The organism is Amycolatopsis sp. WAC 01375 (assembly GCF_003947325.1).
Classification (GTDB): Bacteria; Actinomycetota; Actinomycetes; order Mycobacteriales; family Pseudonocardiaceae; genus Amycolatopsis.
Genome location: NZ_QHHW01000007.1, coordinates 1 through 18,555 on the forward strand (window position 1 = coordinate 1; position 18,555 = coordinate 18,555).

Consider the following 18,555-nt stretch of genomic DNA (forward strand, 5'->3'; position numbering starts at 1 on the left):
TGATCCAGGTGGTCCCTGGCGGTGCGGGCGGATCGGCCTCGTACCAGGTCGTACTCGGCCGCGTCCGCCCGTACCGTCAGGGACCACCTGGGCGCGAAGACCGCGAACATGACTTGCCGGACACGGCCTAGTTGTAGCCGAGGACGATGTGGTCGGCCGGGAGCTCGTTCTCGGCGGCCTGCCGCGGCTCCGGGACGAACGCCGTCGCGTCGGCCTCGGCGGTCCCGCAAGGGTCGAAATCATCGCCGGCCACTCGAATTCGCACCTGTGCCGTCATGGCGTTCCTCCCGACCTTCGATGAACGACTCACTTGACAACCAGGATGAACCCGCCCGATCGGGAACCGATCGTGACGCGATCGAGGACGCGGGAGGCTCGTGCTGAGCAAAGAAAAAGTTGCGGTCGAGGGGGTACCGGTAGTGCCCTTGTGGTATCCGGAAACCAGGGAGCACACCATGACCGAGCGCCTCGACCCGTACGAGATCTACGCCGACGACGAACTCGACGTCGACCTGCTGGGCCTGTCGTGGCCCGACCCGGCCGTCCCCGAGCAGCGAGACAGGCAGTGAGCGCGGCGGAACGGCAGCGGACCTGCGCGGCCTGCGGAGGCCCGTTCGAGCCTGGGGAGCGAACGGATCTGGAGACGGTGATCGACGGCGGCGTCCTCTACGTCGCCGTGCACACTTGCCACAGCACGTATCCGCCGCGGCGGGAAACCGAGGCCGCGCGACGGCTCACCGCTTAGCGCGGCGCCCGATCACGCGAGTGACGCCCTCGATCACGCGAGTCACGCGTCCAATCACGCGAGTGACGCGCCCGATCACGCGAGTGCCCACCGGACGGCTGATCGGGTTCTATCGGGGGGCGAGGCAACTGGCGTGACGCGAAAGCCACTTTCGCAACGTCGAAGGTTGCGAAAGTGGCTTTCGCGTCATGTGACGGCGTCCGTCAGCGCAAGACCGAAGTGCGCCAGGTCGCCGGGGTTCGAGACGACCAGGCGGATCGCGCCGGCGCGGCGGGCGGAGGCGCGGCCGAAGCGAGCGCGGTGAAGACGGCGACGAGTGCCGCCAGTTCGGCGTCTTCCGGGTCCCCCCGCAGGACCCGGAAGATCGGCGCACTGTCCTTTTCGGACGGTGACATGGTTCCCCCGTTCAGATCGGATGGTTGCCGTGCTTGCGCTGGGGTGCGGCCTTTCGCTTGTCCTGCAGCATGTCCAGCGCCCTGGCGACGGCGGACCGGGTGTCGGCGGGGTCGATGATGTCGTCGACCAGCCCCCGTTCCGCCGAGTACTGCGGGTTCATGAACTCCTCGGTGTACTCCGCGACCAGGTGGGCGCGCAACGCGTCCGGATCGGGCGCGACGGCGAGGTCCTTGCGGAACAGCACGTTGACCGCGCCCTCGGCGCCCATCACGGCGATCTGGTTGGTGGGCCACGCCAGTGACAGGTCGGTGCCGATGGACCGCGAGTCCATCACGATGTACGCGCCGCCGTAGGCCTTGCGCAGGATGACCTGGATCCGCGGCACGGTCGCCTCGCAGTAGGCGTGCAGCAGCTGCGCGCCGTGCCGGATGATCCCGGAATGCTCCTGCTCGACCCCCGGCAGGAAACCCGGGACGTCGACGAGGGTCACCAGCGGGATGCTGAACGCGTCGCAGAACCGCACGAACCGCGCGGCCTTCTGCGAAGCGGGACCGTCGAGCACGCCGGCGAACACCATCGGCTGATTGCCGACCAGGCCGACCACCCGGCCGTCGATCCGCGCGAGCGCGCACAGCACATTCGGCGCCCATCGCTCGTGCGTCTCGAAGAACTCGCCGTCGTCGGTCAGTTCCGTGAACACGTCCCGCATGTCGTAGGGCTTGTTCGGCTCCACCGGGACGAGTTCGGCGAACCTCGGGCGCCGGTCCTTGCCCGCGTCCTGTGACGGCTCGCGAGGCGCGGGCTCCAGATAGTTCGACGGCAGCAGCGAGACCAGATAGCGGACGTCGGCGAGGCAGCTCTCCTCGTCGTCGTGCACCACGGTCGCCACGCCGGACGACGCGCCGTGCACGTCCGCGCCGCCCAGTTCGTCGTGGCTGACCCGTTCCCCGGTCACGGTCTCGACGACGTCCGGCCCGGTCAGGTACATCCGGGCGGTGTCGCGCACCATGAAGACGAAATCCGCGAGCGCGGGCGAATACGCCGCCCCGCCCGCGCACGGCCCCAGCACCACGCTGATCTGCGGGATGACGCCGGACGCCTCGACCTGGCGGCGGAAGATGCCGCCGTAGCCGTTGAGCGCCATGACCCCTTCCTGGATCCGCGCTCCCCCGCTGTCGTTGAGCCCGATCAGCGGTGAACCGGTGGCGATCGCGAGGTCCATCACCTTGTGGATCTTCTCCGCGTGCGCCTCGCCGAGCGAACCGCCGAAAACGGTGAAGTCCTGCGCGTAGACGAAGACGCGCCGTCCGTCGATGGTGCCCGAACCCGCGATGACCCCGTCGGTGTACGGCCGGTTCTCCGCCAGCCCGAGCCCGCTCGCCTGATGCCGCCGGTACAGCTCGACCTCGGTGAAGGAATCGGGGTCCAGCAACAGATCCAGCCGTTCGCGCGCGGTGTGCTTGCCGAGCGAATGCTGCCGCCGGACGCCGTCGAGCCGCCCGTCGACGATGTGCTCGCGCAGTTCGTCGCGCTGGGTGCGCAGCAACGGCATCGTCGGTTCCGGGGGGTGCACCGGTTCGGCGCCCCTGGCGAGCGGGATCACCTGCCCGTCGGTCGCCCTGGGGATCCGGGGGCGCCGCAGCCGGTCCTCCGGCAGCGGCACCACCTCGGAGTCCTCCGTGCGCTGAGCGCCCGGATCGCCCTGCAGGGTCACGCCGCCTCCCTGAGCCTGGCTTCGCGCTCGAGCTCGTCGAGTTCGATCTCCCGCTTGATGTCGCGCCAGCACACCCCCCGCCCGAGACGGGGCATCGTGGTCACCACCGGCGGCCGTTCGGCCGAGGACGCCGGGGCGGTCGCGGCGGATTCGTTGATGGTCATGACAATTCCTCTCCCTGTCAGGCCGATGCCCGTATCCGGCCGTCGATCTGGTGATAGCCGCCGCTGTAGAAGACCAGCGAGTCCTGCGCGGTGCCGCGGCTGGAGGCGACCACCTTGCCGAGGAAGATCGAGTGGTCACCGCCCTCGTAGACCTCCGCCAGCTCGCATTCCAGCCACGCGAGCGCGCCGTCGAGCAGCGGGGCGCCGGTCCGCGGCCCCGCCGTCCAGTCCACCGAGTCGAACTGCGCGAGCCCGGCCGGGCGGCGCCAGTCCGCGAAGTACTTCGCCAGCTCCTTCTGGTCCGACGCCAGCACCGTGACCGCGTACGACCCCGCCGTCACGATCGCCTCGTGCATCCGTGCCGCGCGGGAAACGCAGCACAGCACCATCGGCGGCTCCAGTGACACGGAGGTGACGGCGTTGGCGGTCATCCCGTGTGCCCGTTCGCCCCCGGCGGTCAGCACGGTGACCCCGGTGGCGAACTGGCCCATCACCTCCCGCAACCCGGACTGCGCGGACAGCCGTCGTCGCGCGGCGGGTGTCGGCAGGCGTTTCAGCACCGGCCGCGAAGGTTCCTCCACCTCGCCCACGTCACTCCCCCTTGCCGTCGACGGCGTACGGGGCCAGCGCCTCACGCAGTTGCTCGGGCACCCTGCTGGGCACGGTCGCCGTGTTGGGGCCGCGCATGCACGCGATCCGCTGCCGTCCGCGCGCCACCAGCCGCTCCCCCTCGCCGGTGAGGTGGACGTAGTCGAAGGTGAACTGGATCTGGGTCTGGGTCAGCTCTTCCAGCCGCAACCGGATGGAGAGCTCGTCGAACGCGGTGATCTCCGCGTAGAACTCGCAGTCCACCTTGAGCGTGAAGAGTTTCAAGTCCCGGCGGACCTCTTCGAGCACCGCCGGCGCCTTGTCCTTCAGGAACATCTCGCGGCACCGGCCCTGCCAGCGCACGTAGTTCACGTAGTAGACGTTGCCGACCAGGTTGGTCTCTTCGAACCCGACCGTGTGCAGGATCTCGTAGTAGTCGGCCATGTCAGTTTCCCTCTCCCTGTAGCACCGCGAAGACCACGGGATCGGTCCGGTCGTTGACGGTCGTCACCCAGGTGGCGATGCGGGCGGCACCGTGCGAGAGCACCGCCCAGCCGTCCGGATCGACCCGGTGCACGGTGAGTGCCTGTGTCATGTCCCCGGTCTTGCGCACGCATTCGAGCGCGCTCCAGACCCTGGTGTGCGCGACCGAAAGCGGCTCGCGGGCGTCCGCGGCGAGCAGTTCGCCCACCGCGAGCAGATCCTCGCCGAGCAGACCCGCCCAGTCCTGGAGTGTCCGTTCGATCGCCGTCTCGACGTCGCAGGCGATCCGTCCGTCGCCCGCGATCGCCAAGGTGAGTCCGGCGCTGTGCGACGCGCTGATCTCGACCCCGTCGGCTTCCGGTTTCCCGTCCGGCCGGTAGCGGATCTCGAGCGGGCGGTCGACGGCGCGGCCGGCGGCCAAGGCCGTCTGCGCCCTCCGTTCCGGCGTGGTCTCCACCGCAACGCCCACCGGGTCCGGTTCGACGACGATCGCGCGGGACGAGCCGAGCAGTCGTTCGACGGAACGCTCCAAATAGGACCCGAGCATCGACGGGACCCAAGGCCCTTCGCCGTCACGTTTGCGCACCGCGCGCAGTTTCAGCCCTTCCCACCGCTCGACGAGCTTCCCGTCGGGGTTGCGGACGTCGAGGTCGTAGAGGTAGCTGTCGCCGTCCTGCGAACGCTCGCGGGCGTCGAGGAGCACGTACTCCGGGTCCTGCTCGCCGGGCTCGGCCAGGTACAGCCGCTCGATTCCTTGCGGCAGCAGGGTCGCGTCCGGGACGCAGCACTGGATCGCGTGCATCATCGCGTCGCGGGTGCCAGGGTCGGCCAGAAGCTGTTCCTGCGGAAGGAACGGCGCGAACCAGTCGACCTCGGCGCCGGTCGCGATCTCCGCGACCGCGTGCCGGGCGCCTGCCCGGCGATATCCGGTGACCCGCTGGAATCGCTTGCCCTGGAACAGGACCGTGCCGTAGAGCTCGGTCGTCGGGTCGACCGGGACCGGCGGCAGCGCGACGTCGCGGACGACGGTGTCACCCAGCGGGTCGGGCCGGGAGAACCGCAGCCGGGCGCGGAAGTGGTCGGCGCTGAACCCGGTCTCCCCGCTGCGCAGCACCACGTCCACCGTTTCGGCGTCCCTGGCCAGCGCGGCGAGCCGGATCGTGGTCGACCCGCCCGGCGAGACGATGATCGGGCGCAGGAACTCGACGTCGGAGAACACCGGTGCCGGCAGGGTTTCCACGCCCAGCGCGGCCTTGGCGACCTGGGTCATCGCCTCCATGCCGATCACCGCCGGGAACAGCAGCTGGCCGTCGAGCAGATGGTCGGCAAGATACGGGTCACTGCCCGCGGAAAGGTCGGCCTCGGTGATCAGCTCGACCCCCGGGTAGTGCACGACGGCGCGGTCGACGAAGCGGGTCAGCGGCAGTTCGCGTTTCTCCACCGGCAGGGTGACCAGTCCCGCTGTCCGGCCGCAGACGACCAGTACCGACGGGGCGGCCGGATCGCCGACGACCTGGCGGAGGATCTCGATGCCCTCCTCGGTCGGGATCGGGGTGATGCCGTCGCGCATCAACGCGCTGACGACGCCGAGCTTCTCGCCCATCCCGGTCCCCGACCAGACCGACCATTCGAGGGCGATCGCGCGGGCCTGGGGGTGCTCGCGGCCGAAGCGGACGGTCAGTTCCGTCATCCAGTCGTTGGCCGTGGCGTAGTGCGCCTCACCGCGCAGCCCCGCCCGTCCGATGATGCTGCCGAAGGTCACCAGCAGCTTGATCTTGTCTTTGTCGACGGCGTCGAGGACGGCGTTGAGGCCGCCGATCTTCGGGGCCAGCGTCTTGCGGAAGGTCTCCTCGGTCAAGGAGAACAGCGCGGCGGGCTCGTTGCGGCCCGCGCCGTGCAGTACCGCGGTGACCGGTCCGAACCCGTCCTGGATCCGGTTGACGGCGTCGGCCACCTGACGGGCGTCGGTGACGTCGGCGCGTTCGTAGCGGTAGGTGATGCCCGCCGCCGCCATCCGGCCGAGGTTCTCCGACAGTTCGGCGTCGTCGGCAGGGTCGCTGCGGCCGAGCAGCGCGAGTTTCGCGCCGGAATCCTTGGCCAGCGCCAAAGCGCTCTCCGCGGTGATGCCCTTGCCGCCGCCGGTGACGAGCAGGACGTCTTCGACGCCCAGCGGGGTCCCTTCGGCTTCGGACGGTTTGAGGGCACCGAGCTTCGGCACCGTGCGGACACCGGCGGAGTCGTAGCGGACTTCGCTGAAGTCGTTGGTGGCCGCCACTTCGGTGACCACGGTGGACACCGCGGCACGGATGGCCTCGGGGTCCGCCGGGCGGACGTCGGCGAGGTCGACGATCGTGGTCCTGGCCGACGGGTCTTCCAGCCGCAGCGTCTTAGCCAGGCCTGAGGCACCGAGACCGTGCTGCACCACGACGAACCGCGTGCCGTTGGGCGCGGACAGCACCGCGCGGCCCGCGTCCAGGAACAAGCCCACGTCACCGGAGTCGCTGTCCGCGTTCAGGCACAGGACGACACCGTCGCCGACGCCCGCGGTGGCCAGCGCCGCGCGCAGCGGCTCCGCCAGCGGGTGGCCCTCCGGGGCGAACGCCGTCCACTCCGCTTGCGAAAGGCCGGCGGCTCCCGGCGTGAGGTCGGGCGACGGCTTCGGCGCGACGACGTACTCGACCGCGAACGGCCGGACCCACGGCCCGACTCCGGCGACCTCGGCCTGGTTGCTGTCGGCGGGTTTGGCGGTCTGCGCGAGTTCGTCGATCATGTCGGCGAGTTCGCCGAGGCAGACGGTCGCGAAGTTCGGCATGCCCTCCAGCGCCGGACGGCCGAGCGCACGGGTCACGTCGTTGACGAGCTGACCGACGGTGATCGACGAAAGGTGCAGGTCGTCGAGCGGATGTGTGTCGGCGGTGACCGCTTCGAGCGGCAGTTCGACCCGCTCGGAGGCGAGTTTCCGCAGCAGTTCGAGGGTGCTGCTGCCGCCGCTTTCCGTCGTCGCCCCGGTCGTGGCGGCGGCGGGTGCGGTGGGGTCGGTGACGCGGTCGCGGGCCAGTTCCGCGTCGATGGACGGCGCGGCCTCGCACGGGCTGGTGAGGAACGAGAACTTCCCGTCCACCGGCAGTGCCCGCACGACACGGCCGTCGAAGAGCGCGGACGTCTCCAGCGGGGCGCCGAACGCGAACGCGGCGCCGGCCACCTTCAGCACCGAAGCCAGCGTCGGGCTGTCGGTGTCGACCGCGAGCGCCGGGGTGCCGGGCGCGATCGCGCCGAACAGCCCGGTGAGCACGCGGCCGGGGCCGACCTCGATCACCAGGTCGCTGCGCTCGGCGACCTTCGCGGCCGCCTCACGGAAGCGGACCGGCAGGACCACCTGATCGCGCAGCAGGTCACGCAGGTCCTCGGCGGCGTGCAGGACGTCGCCGGTCACCGTGGAGACGACCGGCCGGTCGAGCCTGGCGAAGTCGAACGTGGCGAGTTCGCCGGTCATCGCCTCGGCGGCCGGGACGACCGCGGGCGAGTGGAACGCGTGCGAGACGTTGATGCGGGTGGCGGTGACACCTTCCGCGCGAGCACGGGCGACCACCCGGTCGATGGCGTCCGCCGGTCCGGAAAGGACGGTCTGCTCGGGAGCGTTGTACCCCGCGATGACCACCTCTTCGCCCTCGGCGAGCCGCTCGGCGACCCCCGGGGTGGCGGCGATCCCCGCCATGGCACCGTTTCCGTCGCTCGCGGTCGCCATCACCTTGCCGCGGATCTTGGCCAGGCGGAGGACTTCGCGTTCGGTGAGCGCGCCGCCCCAGTGCAAGGCGGTCAGTTCACCGAGGCTGTGCCCCGCGACCGTCCGCGCTTCGATGCCGAGGCTCTTCAGCACCCGGAGCCCGGCGAGCGAGCCGGTGACGATCCGCGGCTGCGCGACGTCGGTGGCGACCTGGTCCGCGCCGGTGGACAGGCCAGCGGCGCGGTAGATGTCGTCGGCGTGCCCGAAGCGCTTGCGCAGCGCGCCGACCGTGCCCTGCCCGGAACCCTGACCGGGGAACAGGAATCCGATCTTCGGGTCCGTCGAACGCGCACTGGCGAAGATGCCTTCGCGGGAGGAGAAGACCTCCGGCTCTCCCTCGCCGAGAAGGTCGAGGAGCTTGGCCAGCTTGCGCTCGGCGTCCTCGGGGTTGGCCGCGACGACCGCGGCGCGGACCGATTTCCCGGACAGTTCCGCGGAAAGCGTGCCCGCCAGGTCCGCGAGCTCCGCGAACGACAGCTTCGGGACGACCTCCAGCAGACCGGTCACCTTGCCACGCAGCGACGCGGCGTCGTCGGCGTCGAGGAGCAGCAGCTCGCTGTCCTGACGTCCGGCGACCAGCGACCGGGTCTTCTCGTCGAGTTCCTTGCGCCGGGCCGCACCCGGCGCTTCGGTGACGGTGACGTGCGAGTTGATGCCGCCGAACCCCATCGCGGAGACACCCGCGCGGACCGGGTGGTCCGAGGGCCACAGCCCGGCCTCGGCCGGGACGTACATCCGCGCGGAATCGCCGACCAGCGACTCGTGCGGTTCGAAGTGGCCGGTCGCGGGCGGGATGACCTGGTGATAGACCGCCAGCGCGGCCTTGATCAACCCGGCTACCCCCGCCGCGGCCTTGGTGTGGCCGATGTTGCCCTTGATCGTGCTCAGCGCGGCGGGGTCGGCGAGCGGGTCGGCGTCGCGTCGGGCGGTGGACAGCGCCTCGATCTCGGTGGCGTCGCCCAGCGCGGTCCCGGTGCCGTGCCCTTCGAAGTACGAAACGGTCTCGACCCCGTAGCCGGCCTTCTCGTAGGCCCGTTTGAGCGCGAGACGGTGACCCGACGCCTCGGGGCGGGTGATGCCGCCCTTGCCGTCGGAGGAGACACCCCAGCCGCCGATGGTGGCGTAGATCCGCTTGCCCTGCGCGATCGCGTCCTCCTCGCGCATCAGCACGAGCATGCCGGAACCCTCGCCGGGCCAGAAACCGTTGGAATCGGCGTCGTAGACCTTCATCTCCCGTTTGGCGAGCGCGCCGGTCTTGGCGAACCCGATCACCTCGAACGGGTCGATCGACAAGTCGACACCCCCCGCGACGGCGACGTCGAGGTCGCCCTCCGAAAGCGCGTTCGCCGCCGTGACCACGGAGAGCAGCGACGACGAGCAGGCACCGTCCACGGTGAAACCGCCGCCGCCGAAGTCGAAGAAGTTGCAGACCCGGCCGGCGATCGTGTTCGCCAGCCCACCCGCGAGGGAGTCCTCGTCGATCTCCGGGAACGGCGCCTTGTACTGCACCTCGAGATCGTGGAGGAATTCGGCGGTGTCGCCGTCGGCCCAGCCGCGCTCGGCGAGCGCCGCCGCGATGGTCCGGCGCACGTACGGCCAGCGCAGCCGCATGATGTTGGCCCGCGAGAACTCGCCGGTGAGGCTGTTGCCGATGACCACACCGGTGTTGGGCCGCGGCAGCCCGTCACCCTCGGGGAAACCCGCGTCCGCCAGCGCCTGCGCGGCGACGTCGAGGGCGAGCCAGTGCGTGGTGTCGGTCGAGCGGAACGTACTGCCCGCGACCTTGTACTTGATCCGGTCGAACTCGTAGTCCCGGAGGACCGCGGCCTTCTGGGCGTAGAAACGGTCCGGAGCCTCGGGGTCGGGCGAGTAGTAGTCCTCGCGGTTCATCCGCTCGTCGGGCAGCCTCCGGAACGCCCGGCGGCCGGCGAGGACGTTCTCCCACAGTTCTTCCGGGGAACCGGCGTCCGGGTATCGGAGACCGATACCGACAATCGAAATCCGCTCAACGCTCATGCCACCGCACTCCCCTAGCTCTCAACCACTCAAGTCACGGAATCGGAGTCTCGGCGCCAGAACCCTGTTCCGGGAACGAGGGCGCCGTCCGCACCTGCAGTCCGGTCAAGCATGAACCGGAGCAGGGCGAGAAGTCTTCTCTCATGTTGTTGAAGGCGAGCTCGATAGCGAGACGCGGTGGGCGGCCGCGGCGAAACTCGTCCACCCCACGAGCTCGACCAGCTCTCGATCGCCCAAGCCGGCGGCGGTCACCAAAGCATCGTCGACCTGATAGGGCGCCTTCGCCACCACCAAGGCCAGCCGGACCGCCGGATCGTCGAAGGCGTCCACCCACGAACGGCTCAATCCTGGCGCGGAACCGTCCCATGTGGACAGTTCTCGCGCCACGACTTCCCGTACCTCCGAGGGCACCGCCAGCGAGGCGAAAGCCGACGCGGCGCGGGAGAACGCGTCCTCCATGATCGGATTCCCCGCAGCCCAGGAGAAATCCCGCGACCCTGCCGGAAGCAAGTCCAGCGACTCACCGGGCAGTGCCGCCGACGCCGGGCGAAGGAGCCGCCCGAGGACGGTCTTCGCCTTCGAACGTGCCGAATCCGGCACGTTCGAAGGCAGCGGTGACGGCCCGAGGAACACGCTCACCACCCGGTTCAGGTAGTGGAACGTGAACGCGACGGCGGTCAGCTCCGCCCTGGCCGCCACGGACAACGCCCCGGCGAACGGATCCGCGACAGGCCGCCCTTCGGCGATCGCTGAAGCCTCCGAGGAACGCCCGAGCGAATCCAGCGCCATCCCATGGACCTCGACACAGTAGGGGCACGAGTTCGCCCGCGACACCAGTGTCGCGACGACCTCCCGGTCCGCCCGGCTCGTCGCCCCCGCCGCCACCAGCGATTCCCGCAGCATCACCCAACTCGCCGCGAGCACGGTCGGTGACGGCGAATGCAGTGCCACCGGCGGGGCCAGCATGCCGAATTCGCGTTCCAGCCGACGGTAGACGTCGCGCACGAGCCCGGTCGCCCGGCCGTACGGGACCGGCCGGACGTACCGGACTTCGCGCAGCACCCGTCTCAGCGCGAGTCTCACCAGCGCGGGCGCCATGCTCAGCTCCCGGCGACCAGCGACAGCTTGCTGACCGCCCGCCGTCCGGTGATCGAGCCGTCCGGAGCAGGCGCGCCGTACGTGACGTCGACACCGCGTGCCTGCAACGCCCGCACGATGCCCGGTACCGAACGTTCGGCCAGCGCCGCGATCGTCATCGCCGGATTCACCGTCAGCGCGCCCGGCACGGAGGCGCTGTCGGTCACGAAGATCCCGGGATGGTTGCGGAGTTCGTGGTTCGGGTGCAGCGCCGAGGTCTCCGGGTCGTCACCGATCCGGCACGACGCCAGCGGGTGCACGGTGTACGCGCCGACGACGTCGTTGGTCCACGGCGACACCTTCGCCAGGCCGTCCTTCTCGAGGATCTCCTTGCACTCCGCGTCGGCCAGCGACCAGCCGTGCAGGGTGTTCGGCGTCGGGTCGTACTTCAGCGGGCCGCGGCCGAGCATCTGCTGGGAGATGCGGTACGCGTTGCCGGTGGGCGGCGGCGCGCCGAAGACGCCCTCGTTGTCGTCCTCGGTCATCAGGAAGATGGTCAGCCAGGACGACCACTTCTTGAGGATCTCCTTCTTCTGCGCGCCGAACCATCGCGGTTCGTCTCCGTCGGGCACCTGCGCGAGGATCGTGCCGAGCCCTGGCGGGAAGTACAGTTGCTCCAGCGAGTACCGCTCGTACTCCGGAAGCGAACCGTCGAGCTTGTCCCAGTTCGCCACGGTCGGGCCTTTGCCGATGTGGTTGGCCTCGTAGACCTTGCCGTCCTCACGGGACAGCCCGAGCACCTCGCGGACCCGCTCCTCGTCGATGATCGCGGTGTTGAGCCGCTCACCGTTGCCGGAGAAGTACCGGCCGACCGCGTGCGGCATGGTGCCCAGCGCCGCCTCCGAACGCTGCAGGATCACCGGCGTCGCCCCCGCGCCCGCGGCGATGATGACGACCTTCGCGTCGATCGTCCCGCTGCCGGTCTGCGCCCGGTAGTCCGTGTCGTCGACGACGTTGAAGTGCACGCGGTAGTCGCCGTCGTCGATCCGCTCGATGCGCTGGACCTCGTGCAGCGGCCGGATCTTCGCCCCGTGTGCGAGCGCGGCGGGCAGATAGTTGGTCAGCAGCGAGCGTTTCGCGTCGAACCGGCAGCCCGCCATCATGAAGTTGCAGTTCACACAGCGGTCGTTGTCCACCGCGACCGGCGCCGGGTTCGCGGTCCGGCCGGAGTGGTCGCACAACGCGGCCCACAGCCCGCCCGCGTACGAGACGTCGTTCCAGTCCTGTGTGGACACCGGAAGCGAATCCGAAACCCGGTCGTACCAAGGCTCCAGGGTGTCCCGCGTCAGCACCGACGGCCACATCCGCCTGCCGATGCCGCCGTGGCGCTCGAACACGAACTTCGGCGCGCGCGGCATCGCGGCGAAGTACACCACGCTGCCGCCGCCGACGCAGTTCCCGCCGAGCACGCTCATCCCGTCGCCGACGACGAAATCGAAGGCCCTGGTGTAGGACGAGCCGAGCAGGTAGTCGTGCTCGAACTCCTTCGTCTCCAGCCACGGCCCGCGTTCCAGCACGGTGACCTTCGCCCCGCCCGCGGCCAAGTGGTAGGCGGGGATGGAGCCACCGAACCCGCTGCCGACGATGACGACGTCGGTCTTGTCATAGGCAGTCATGCCTTCTCCTCGCAGTGGGTCGCTTTGCGTCGCATGACCGGGCACTGTGTTGATGATTCGCTCGCAGGCTCGCTCATGCCGGACTCCCGGAAGGCGTGGTGTCAGGGTGGAGTCGCGCCAGTTCGCGACGGTAGGAGAACTTCGGGAACCGCCACAGGCCGTCTTCGTCCGGCGCGGTGTATCCCATCGCCAGCAGGCCGGGGTGCCCCTCGGCGATCGCTTCGGCGGTGTGCTTGTGCGCCGCGCTGTCGAAGGCCATGTTGCAGAACAAGGCGAGGCTGACCCAGCCGTCCTTCTCCGGATGGCCCGGCGCGGTCAGCGACCGCACGAGTGCCGTTCTGTCCGCAAAGGACAATGCGACGAACGGCGGCAGGGCCTCGTCGAGTTCGAGGTCGTTTTCCTTGGCGTGGATCTTCGCGTGATCGTTGAGGGCCTGCGCCAGATAGGGCAGCCCGACGGTCACCCCGGTCGCCTCGGTGTGCAGCAGTTCGAGCGCGCCCGCCACCACCGCGCCCGGCCCCGGCGAGGCGCCGGCGATCGCGTGATCCCCGGGGAACCGCTTCTCGCCCGGCAAGATCGTGTCCGCGTAGGCCTCCAAAGTGGACACCTTGACCTGTTCGTCCGAATCCACGGAACCTACCTCCTGTTCCTGGTGTGCACCGTCATCGGCAGCCCGCCGCGCACCCGCAGCGACAGCATCGCTTCGGGGACCACGTCGTAGCCTGGGACCTTCCTGAGTTCGAGATCGCGCAGGACCATCGTCAGCACGAAAACGGCCTCCATCACGCCGAGGCTGTTGCCGATGCAGAACCGCGGCCCCGCGCCGAACGGGATGTAGGCGTACCGGGGCCGCCCGCTCGGCCGGTCCGGATCGAACCGGTCCGGATCGAATTTCTCCGGCTCCGGCCAGAACGCCGGATGCCGGTGCAGGGTGAAGGGCACGACGACGACGTCGGATCCGGCCGGGATGTGGTAGCCGCCGATCTCGTCGTCGGCCTGCGCCACCCTCGGCAGCAGCCACACCGGCGGGTACAGCCGCATGACCTCTTCGACGACCCTGGCCGTGTACGGCAACCGGTGCAGATCGTCGTGCGTCGGCAGCTGGTCGCCCAGCACCGCGTCGGCCTCGGCACGCAGTTTCGCCGCGACGTCGGGGTGTTCGTCGAGGAGGTGGAACGCCCAGCCCAGGGTGCTCGCCGTCGTCTCGTGCCCGGCGAGCAGCAGGGTGATGAGCTCGTCCCGCATCTGCTCGCGGGTCCCGTCCGTCGCGATGAGGCGGGACAACACGTCCTCGCCGCCCTCGACCGGGTTCGCCAGCCGCTGCTCGACGAGTTCCTCGGCGATCCGGCGGAGGTCGTCCCGGGATTCCCGGAACCGCAGCTGTTTCTTCAGCGGGGCCCACTGCGGGACCATGCTCAGCGTCACCGCTTCGAACATCGCCTGGTCCTGCACGGCCTCGAACGAATGCCCCAGCGACGTGAAGCCGCCGAGGTCGGAATCGAGCAGGGTCTTGCCGAGCACGGCGAGCGTCAGCCCGGTCATCTCGTGCAGGATCTCTACCGGGCCTTCGGTGTCCCGCAAGCGTTTGACGAGGCCTTCGACCTCGTTCGCGACGACAGAGGCCTGCCGCGCGATCCGCTTGGGCTGGAACACCGGCTGGATGGTCCGGCGCTGTTTCTTCCAGACGTCGCCGTCGCTGGTGAGCAGCCCGTCGCCGAGCGCCCGCCGCGCCTCCTGGAGGCCGATTCCCTTGTGGTAGTTGGCCGCGTTGTCCGCGAGCACGTGTTTCGCCAGTTCGGGGTGGTTCACCAGGTACATCGTCTTGGGCCCGATCGCGATCCGGACGACGTCCCCGTGCGCCTCCGCCGAATCCGACATGAGCGCCAGCCGGTCGGTGAAGAGCTTCTTCAGCAGACCGAAGGTCGCCCGGCGCGGCGGGCCGGGCGGCGCGAGACGCGCCGCCCGGCTGAGTTCCGCCTCGTGGGTCATGCCGCCACGGCCCCGGTTTCCGGCTTCTCGGCCGGCTTCGGCAGGCTCGTGACGTCGGCCGACTTCGCCTGCTCGGCCTCCCACTTCTCGGTCGCCTTCTTGGAGAAGTGCAGGCCCCACAGGAACATCCCGCGGATGAGACAGACCAGCGCGGTGGCGAGGAACAGGCCGTACGACACGTGGACCACCATGAAGAACCCGTACGCCAGCGCCACGCCCGAACCGAACAGGACCTGCGACGCGGGCTTCGACGGTGTCGTGCCGGGGTCGGTGACCATGTAGTTCGTGTAGAGCACGAACGCCACCCCGGTCATCATCCCGAGCGCGCCGGGGATCGCGGTGTCGAACAGCAGGCCACGGATGATCGCCTGCAACGCGAAGGTGATCAGCCAGGCGCCGATCAGCCACATCCGCTGGGTCAGCATCGCGTTGAGCACCGTGCCCGACACGATGATGATGCCGACGATCAGCCAGCCGACCCACGAGTCGACCTGCTCGGTGAAGTGATACGGCGGCGCGATGCTCGCCCACGGGAACACCAGCAGGATGATCGTGATGCCGAAGTTCGACGGGTTCATGTAGTGGCGGAGCCTGCCGCGCACCGGGGCCTGGAGGACCCACTTGGCGCCGACGGCGACCACGACGCCGAAGATCATGACCAGCACCTGGTCGTTGACGTAGGTGAGCATGTTCAGCGCGAGACCGGTGATATGCGCCGGGAAGAGGAACTCCACCAGCCCCTTGAACCCGTTGCCGCGGAAGCGGACCGGACGGCCCTGTGCCCGCGCCCCGATGATCTCCAGCAGGATTTCCGTGGTGTACGCCGTCGCCAGCGCGATGAACGGATAGGTGTAGGGCTGCTCGAAACCGAGCACGGTGTAGCCGATGATGTTGAAGACGGTGATCGAGATCGCGAACCGGCGAAGGGCCGTGATCGTCTTGTTGCTCTTGGGTGCGGTGAGTGTCTGCTCAGCCATGACGGTCACTTCTCCTTAGCCTGAGCGCCGAGCTGGAACGTGTGGCTGCCCGGGGTCAGCTGGACCTCCTGGGTGCGGATGGTCCCGGTCAGGTCGCGCCATTGCAGGCTCACCTTCACCGGCCCGGTGACCTTGCCGAGTCCGATCTGGATCTCGTGGCTGCGCTTGCCGGAGTGGCCGCTGCCACCGTCGACGCGGTCCATGTACTTCTTGCCGTCGGGGGTGACGACGGTGACCTGCGCGCCGATCGCCGCGGTGCCCGCCGCCTTGAGCGGACCGTCCGCCGAAGCCTTGTCGTGCACCAGCTTCAGGTTCAGGTACGACCCGGAGTCGGGGCTGACGTTGTGGTAGAAGATCGGCTGCTCCCACTGGCGGGCCACCGCGAAGTCGAGCTTGCCGTCACCGTCGGCGTCACCGGTGGCGATACCGCGGGTGGGCACCGGGACGGCGAGACCGAGGCGCGGGGCCAGGTCGGTGTAGCGGCCGTCGGAACCCTTGGCCCAGAAGTGCAGGGTGTGGTCGCCGCCGACGTCGTCACCGGCCACCATGTTCGGCCAGAAGGACGGGTGCTTCAGCAGTTCGTCGTTCGACGTCGCCAGTTCCTGCAGCTGCGGCCAGCGGTTGACGTCACCCTTGACGAATCCGGTCGCCTGCGTGATCACCGATTCGCCGCTGTTGTTGTAGTCGGCGATCTTCACGTCCCAGCCCCAGCCGGACCACGCGGTGCCGGCCTGCGCGCTGCGGTCCACCCACGGCGCCTCGCCGCCCTGCAGACGGCCACGCAGATCCGCGGTGTCCTTGGCGGTGTTCATGAACTGGAAGTGGCTTTCCTCGATCCCCCAGGACGTCGTGATGTTGCTGACGTACAGGTCGTAGAGACCGTCGTGGTCGAGGTCGGCGAAGTCGACGCCCATGCCCTTGAAGGAGTCGTTGCCGAGCACCTTCGACTTCGGCTCGTTCGGCCCGCGAACACCCTTCACCTCGGCGAATTCGACGTGACCGGGGCGGGACTTGTTGTACAGCAGGCGGTCGTGCCCGAAGTCGTTGCCGATGTAGAGCTCCGGCAGGTTGTCCCCGTCGACGTCGGTCGCGCTGGCCGCCAGCGACCAGCCGCCCTGGGCGTCGGCAGGGATGGCCTTGTCGTCGAGGGCGAACGTCGCGGTCGGCTTCGCGCCCTGGGTCGCGCCGGTGAACCGCAGGATGTACTTGCCACCCGCGTTGTCCGCGTGCGACATCGACTTGTTCATCTCGACCCCGCCCTGGACGCGGTCGTCCAGTACAGCGCTGTCGGGGAAGTAGTTGCCGATGAAGATGTCCTGGTGGCCGTCGCCGTCGAAGTCACCGACCGAGGCGGCGTTGGTGTTCCACAAGGGACCGGCGTACTCGCCGTTCTTGGAGTTGTTGCCCGGCACCAGTTCCACCGGCTCGTAGGCCTTGGGCTCGAGCTTGGTCGCGCCCGGTTTCGAGAGGAACAGGATCGGGGTCCGGCCCCAGTAGTAGGCCAGCAGGTCGACCCTGCCGTCCTCGTTGTAGTCCGCGGGCACACAACCCATGGGCGCGATGTACTTGCCCATCGGCAGCGGCGCCGCGTCGAGCGCGAACGGCGCGTAGCGCTCGCCGCCCTTGCCCGGCGTCGGGGTGATCACCAGCTGGTCGCTGCGCGGGTCGACGAAGCACAGATCGTTCGCGAGCTCGTCCCCGTCGAGGTCGTTGACCGCGATCGCGGCACCGACCGAGGAGATCCAGGCCCGGATGTGCTCGTAGTCCTTGTTGACCGTCCGGATCGACTGGCTCTTCGCCGCCTCCGGCAAGGCGATCGTCAGCGGTTCGAACGCGTACTTCGAAGCCATCGTGTCGGCCTCGGCGGTCGAGACCGTCGGCAGCTGGGCCACCACGAACAGTCCCGCCATCAGCACCAGCGCCACGATGCCCGCAAGCTGCTTGCGGAGCCAGCCCAAGGTCGCGGTCATTTCCCTGCACCTCCAGAGTTGAGAACCTCGGCGGCGATGCGCTGTCGCCAGGTTTCGAATGCCGGGAGTTCGCCGTCGACCACGGTCGCGGGGCGCACCTCCTGGGTGATGGCCGCGGCCCGTTCGGCCGGCAGCCCGCAGATCGCCTGCGTGGCGACCTCGGTCTCGGGGATCAGCAGCCCGGCGCGGACGCGGGCTTCGGCGGCGAAAGCACTGCCCTGTGCCAGATTCCCGCGGTGCTCACCGGCGAACTCGGCCAGCTTCCGCAGTTCGTCGCCGGTGACACCGCACGCGTAGGTCGAGGCGAGCCCGATGCCGGCGTAGAGGTCTCCGTGCCGCCGCTCCGGGAAACGCGCGATCGTGTCGGCGACCAGATCGACGTCGGTGCCGCAGATGAACCACAACGCCCGTCCGATGCCCTGATCGATCGCCCTCGACGAGTAGCCGTCGTTACCGGGCGGCCAGGAGAAGTCCGGGTCCTGGAACTGCCCGTCGATGTACTTCGCCGTCTTGAAGTAGGCCTGGTGGAAGCCGTACCCGTCGAGCACCAGCCAGCGCAGCAACGGGTCGAAATCCTCGGCGGACGGCCAGCGGAACCGCGGCAGCCGCGCCATCGCCCAGCCGACACCGACGTAGATGATGTAGTCGTGCTTCTCGGCGGGACCGTCGAGGAAGTCCGCGATATGCCCCCGGCCGCCGCCCGGCAGGCCGTCCAGCATTCCGTACCCCATTCCCGCGCCTTCGTAGGCGAAGCCGCGGAATTTGACCGGAATACGCTCCAGCCATTCTTCGGCCTGCCCGGCGGTACGCGCTTCGACCGCGTGCGCATAGCCGAGCAGGAATTTCTCACCGACGGTCTCCAGCAATTCCTGAGCGGCTGGGCTCTTCTTGTGGAAACCCCGCTTCTCCAGCGTGGTCTCGGAGACATCCGGCGTGATCATGCGACGTCTGATCGTGCGCCAACCATTGCCCAACG

Annotated in this window: 15 protein-coding genes; 1 reads left to right on the forward strand and 14 read right to left on the reverse strand. The window is 69.2% G+C overall.

Annotated features, from left to right (window positions below):
- Nucleotides 1-127: 127 nt before the first annotated feature.
- On the reverse strand, nt 128-277 hold the full coding sequence (locus DL991_RS42830; protein WP_199746770.1) for a hypothetical protein: 150 nt from the start codon (nt 275-277) through the stop codon (nt 128-130).
- Between the two features lie 288 nt (nt 278-565).
- On the opposite strand from DL991_RS42830, the gene DL991_RS00295 reads away from it, so the two are divergent.
- Entirely contained in the window at nt 566-745 is a 180-nt protein-coding gene (locus DL991_RS00295) for a hypothetical protein (protein WP_125779726.1), read from the forward strand.
- A 203-nt stretch (nt 746-948) separates the two neighbouring features.
- Here DL991_RS00295 and DL991_RS00300 read toward each other — a convergent pair whose 3' ends face one another.
- The 13 genes from DL991_RS00300 to DL991_RS00355 form a co-directional block, all read right to left on the reverse strand.
- Nucleotides 949-1,140 (reverse strand): acyl-CoA carboxylase subunit epsilon, encoded by a 192-nt coding sequence (locus tag DL991_RS00300; RefSeq protein ID WP_125779728.1) that lies wholly within the window; start codon nt 1,138-1,140, stop codon nt 949-951.
- Between the two features lie 11 nt (nt 1,141-1,151).
- The gene (locus tag DL991_RS00305) at nt 1,152-2,693 is read right to left on the reverse strand and encodes an acyl-CoA carboxylase subunit beta (RefSeq protein ID WP_370305251.1); all 1,542 of its coding nucleotides are present in this window, start codon (nt 2,691-2,693) and stop codon (nt 1,152-1,154) included.
- Nucleotides 2,694-2,851: 158 nt separating this feature from the next.
- Nucleotides 2,852-3,019, reverse strand: coding sequence for a DUF6222 family protein (locus DL991_RS42835; protein WP_199746769.1), 168 nt, complete (start codon nt 3,017-3,019; stop codon nt 2,852-2,854).
- A 17-nt stretch (nt 3,020-3,036) separates the two neighbouring features.
- Nucleotides 3,037-3,609 (reverse strand): flavin reductase family protein, encoded by a 573-nt coding sequence (locus tag DL991_RS00310; RefSeq protein WP_125779732.1) that lies wholly within the window; start codon nt 3,607-3,609, stop codon nt 3,037-3,039.
- A gap of 1 nt (nt 3,610) precedes the next feature.
- Nucleotides 3,611-4,051: a thioesterase family protein gene (locus tag DL991_RS00315; protein WP_125779735.1), complete on the reverse strand. Its 441-nt coding sequence runs from the start codon at nt 4,049-4,051 to the stop codon at nt 3,611-3,613.
- A gap of 1 nt (nt 4,052) precedes the next feature.
- The gene (locus tag DL991_RS00320; RefSeq protein WP_125779737.1) at nt 4,053-9,890 is read right to left on the reverse strand and encodes a type I polyketide synthase; all 5,838 of its coding nucleotides are present in this window, start codon (nt 9,888-9,890) and stop codon (nt 4,053-4,055) included.
- Nucleotides 9,891-10,031: 141 nt separating this feature from the next.
- Entirely contained in the window at nt 10,032-10,988 is a 957-nt protein-coding gene (locus tag DL991_RS00325) for a carboxymuconolactone decarboxylase family protein (RefSeq protein ID WP_125779739.1), read from the reverse strand.
- Between the two features lie 2 nt (nt 10,989-10,990).
- Nucleotides 10,991-12,643, reverse strand: coding sequence for a GMC family oxidoreductase (locus tag DL991_RS00330; RefSeq protein WP_125779741.1), 1,653 nt, complete (start codon nt 12,641-12,643; stop codon nt 10,991-10,993).
- Between the two features lie 73 nt (nt 12,644-12,716).
- A complete protein-coding gene (locus tag DL991_RS00335; protein ID WP_125779743.1) occupies nt 12,717-13,274 on the reverse strand; it encodes a DUF5987 family protein in 558 nt (185 codons plus the stop codon).
- A gap of 5 nt (nt 13,275-13,279) precedes the next feature.
- The gene (locus tag DL991_RS00340) at nt 13,280-14,632 is read right to left on the reverse strand and encodes a cytochrome P450 (protein WP_125779745.1); all 1,353 of its coding nucleotides are present in this window, start codon (nt 14,630-14,632) and stop codon (nt 13,280-13,282) included.
- Entirely contained in the window at nt 14,629-15,609 is a 981-nt protein-coding gene (locus tag DL991_RS00345; protein ID WP_125779747.1) for an enediyne biosynthesis protein, read from the reverse strand. Before DL991_RS00345 ends, DL991_RS00340 begins: the two co-directional genes overlap by 4 nt.
- A 5-nt stretch (nt 15,610-15,614) precedes the next feature.
- On the reverse strand, nt 15,615-17,579 hold the full coding sequence (locus DL991_RS00350) for a CRTAC1 family protein (protein ID WP_125779749.1): 1,965 nt from the start codon (nt 17,577-17,579) through the stop codon (nt 15,615-15,617).
- Entirely contained in the window at nt 17,576-18,532 is a 957-nt protein-coding gene (locus tag DL991_RS00355; RefSeq protein WP_255433213.1) for a DUF1702 family protein, read from the reverse strand. The genes DL991_RS00350 and DL991_RS00355 overlap by 4 nt, the downstream gene beginning before the upstream one ends.
- Nucleotides 18,533-18,555: the final 23 nt, after the last annotated feature.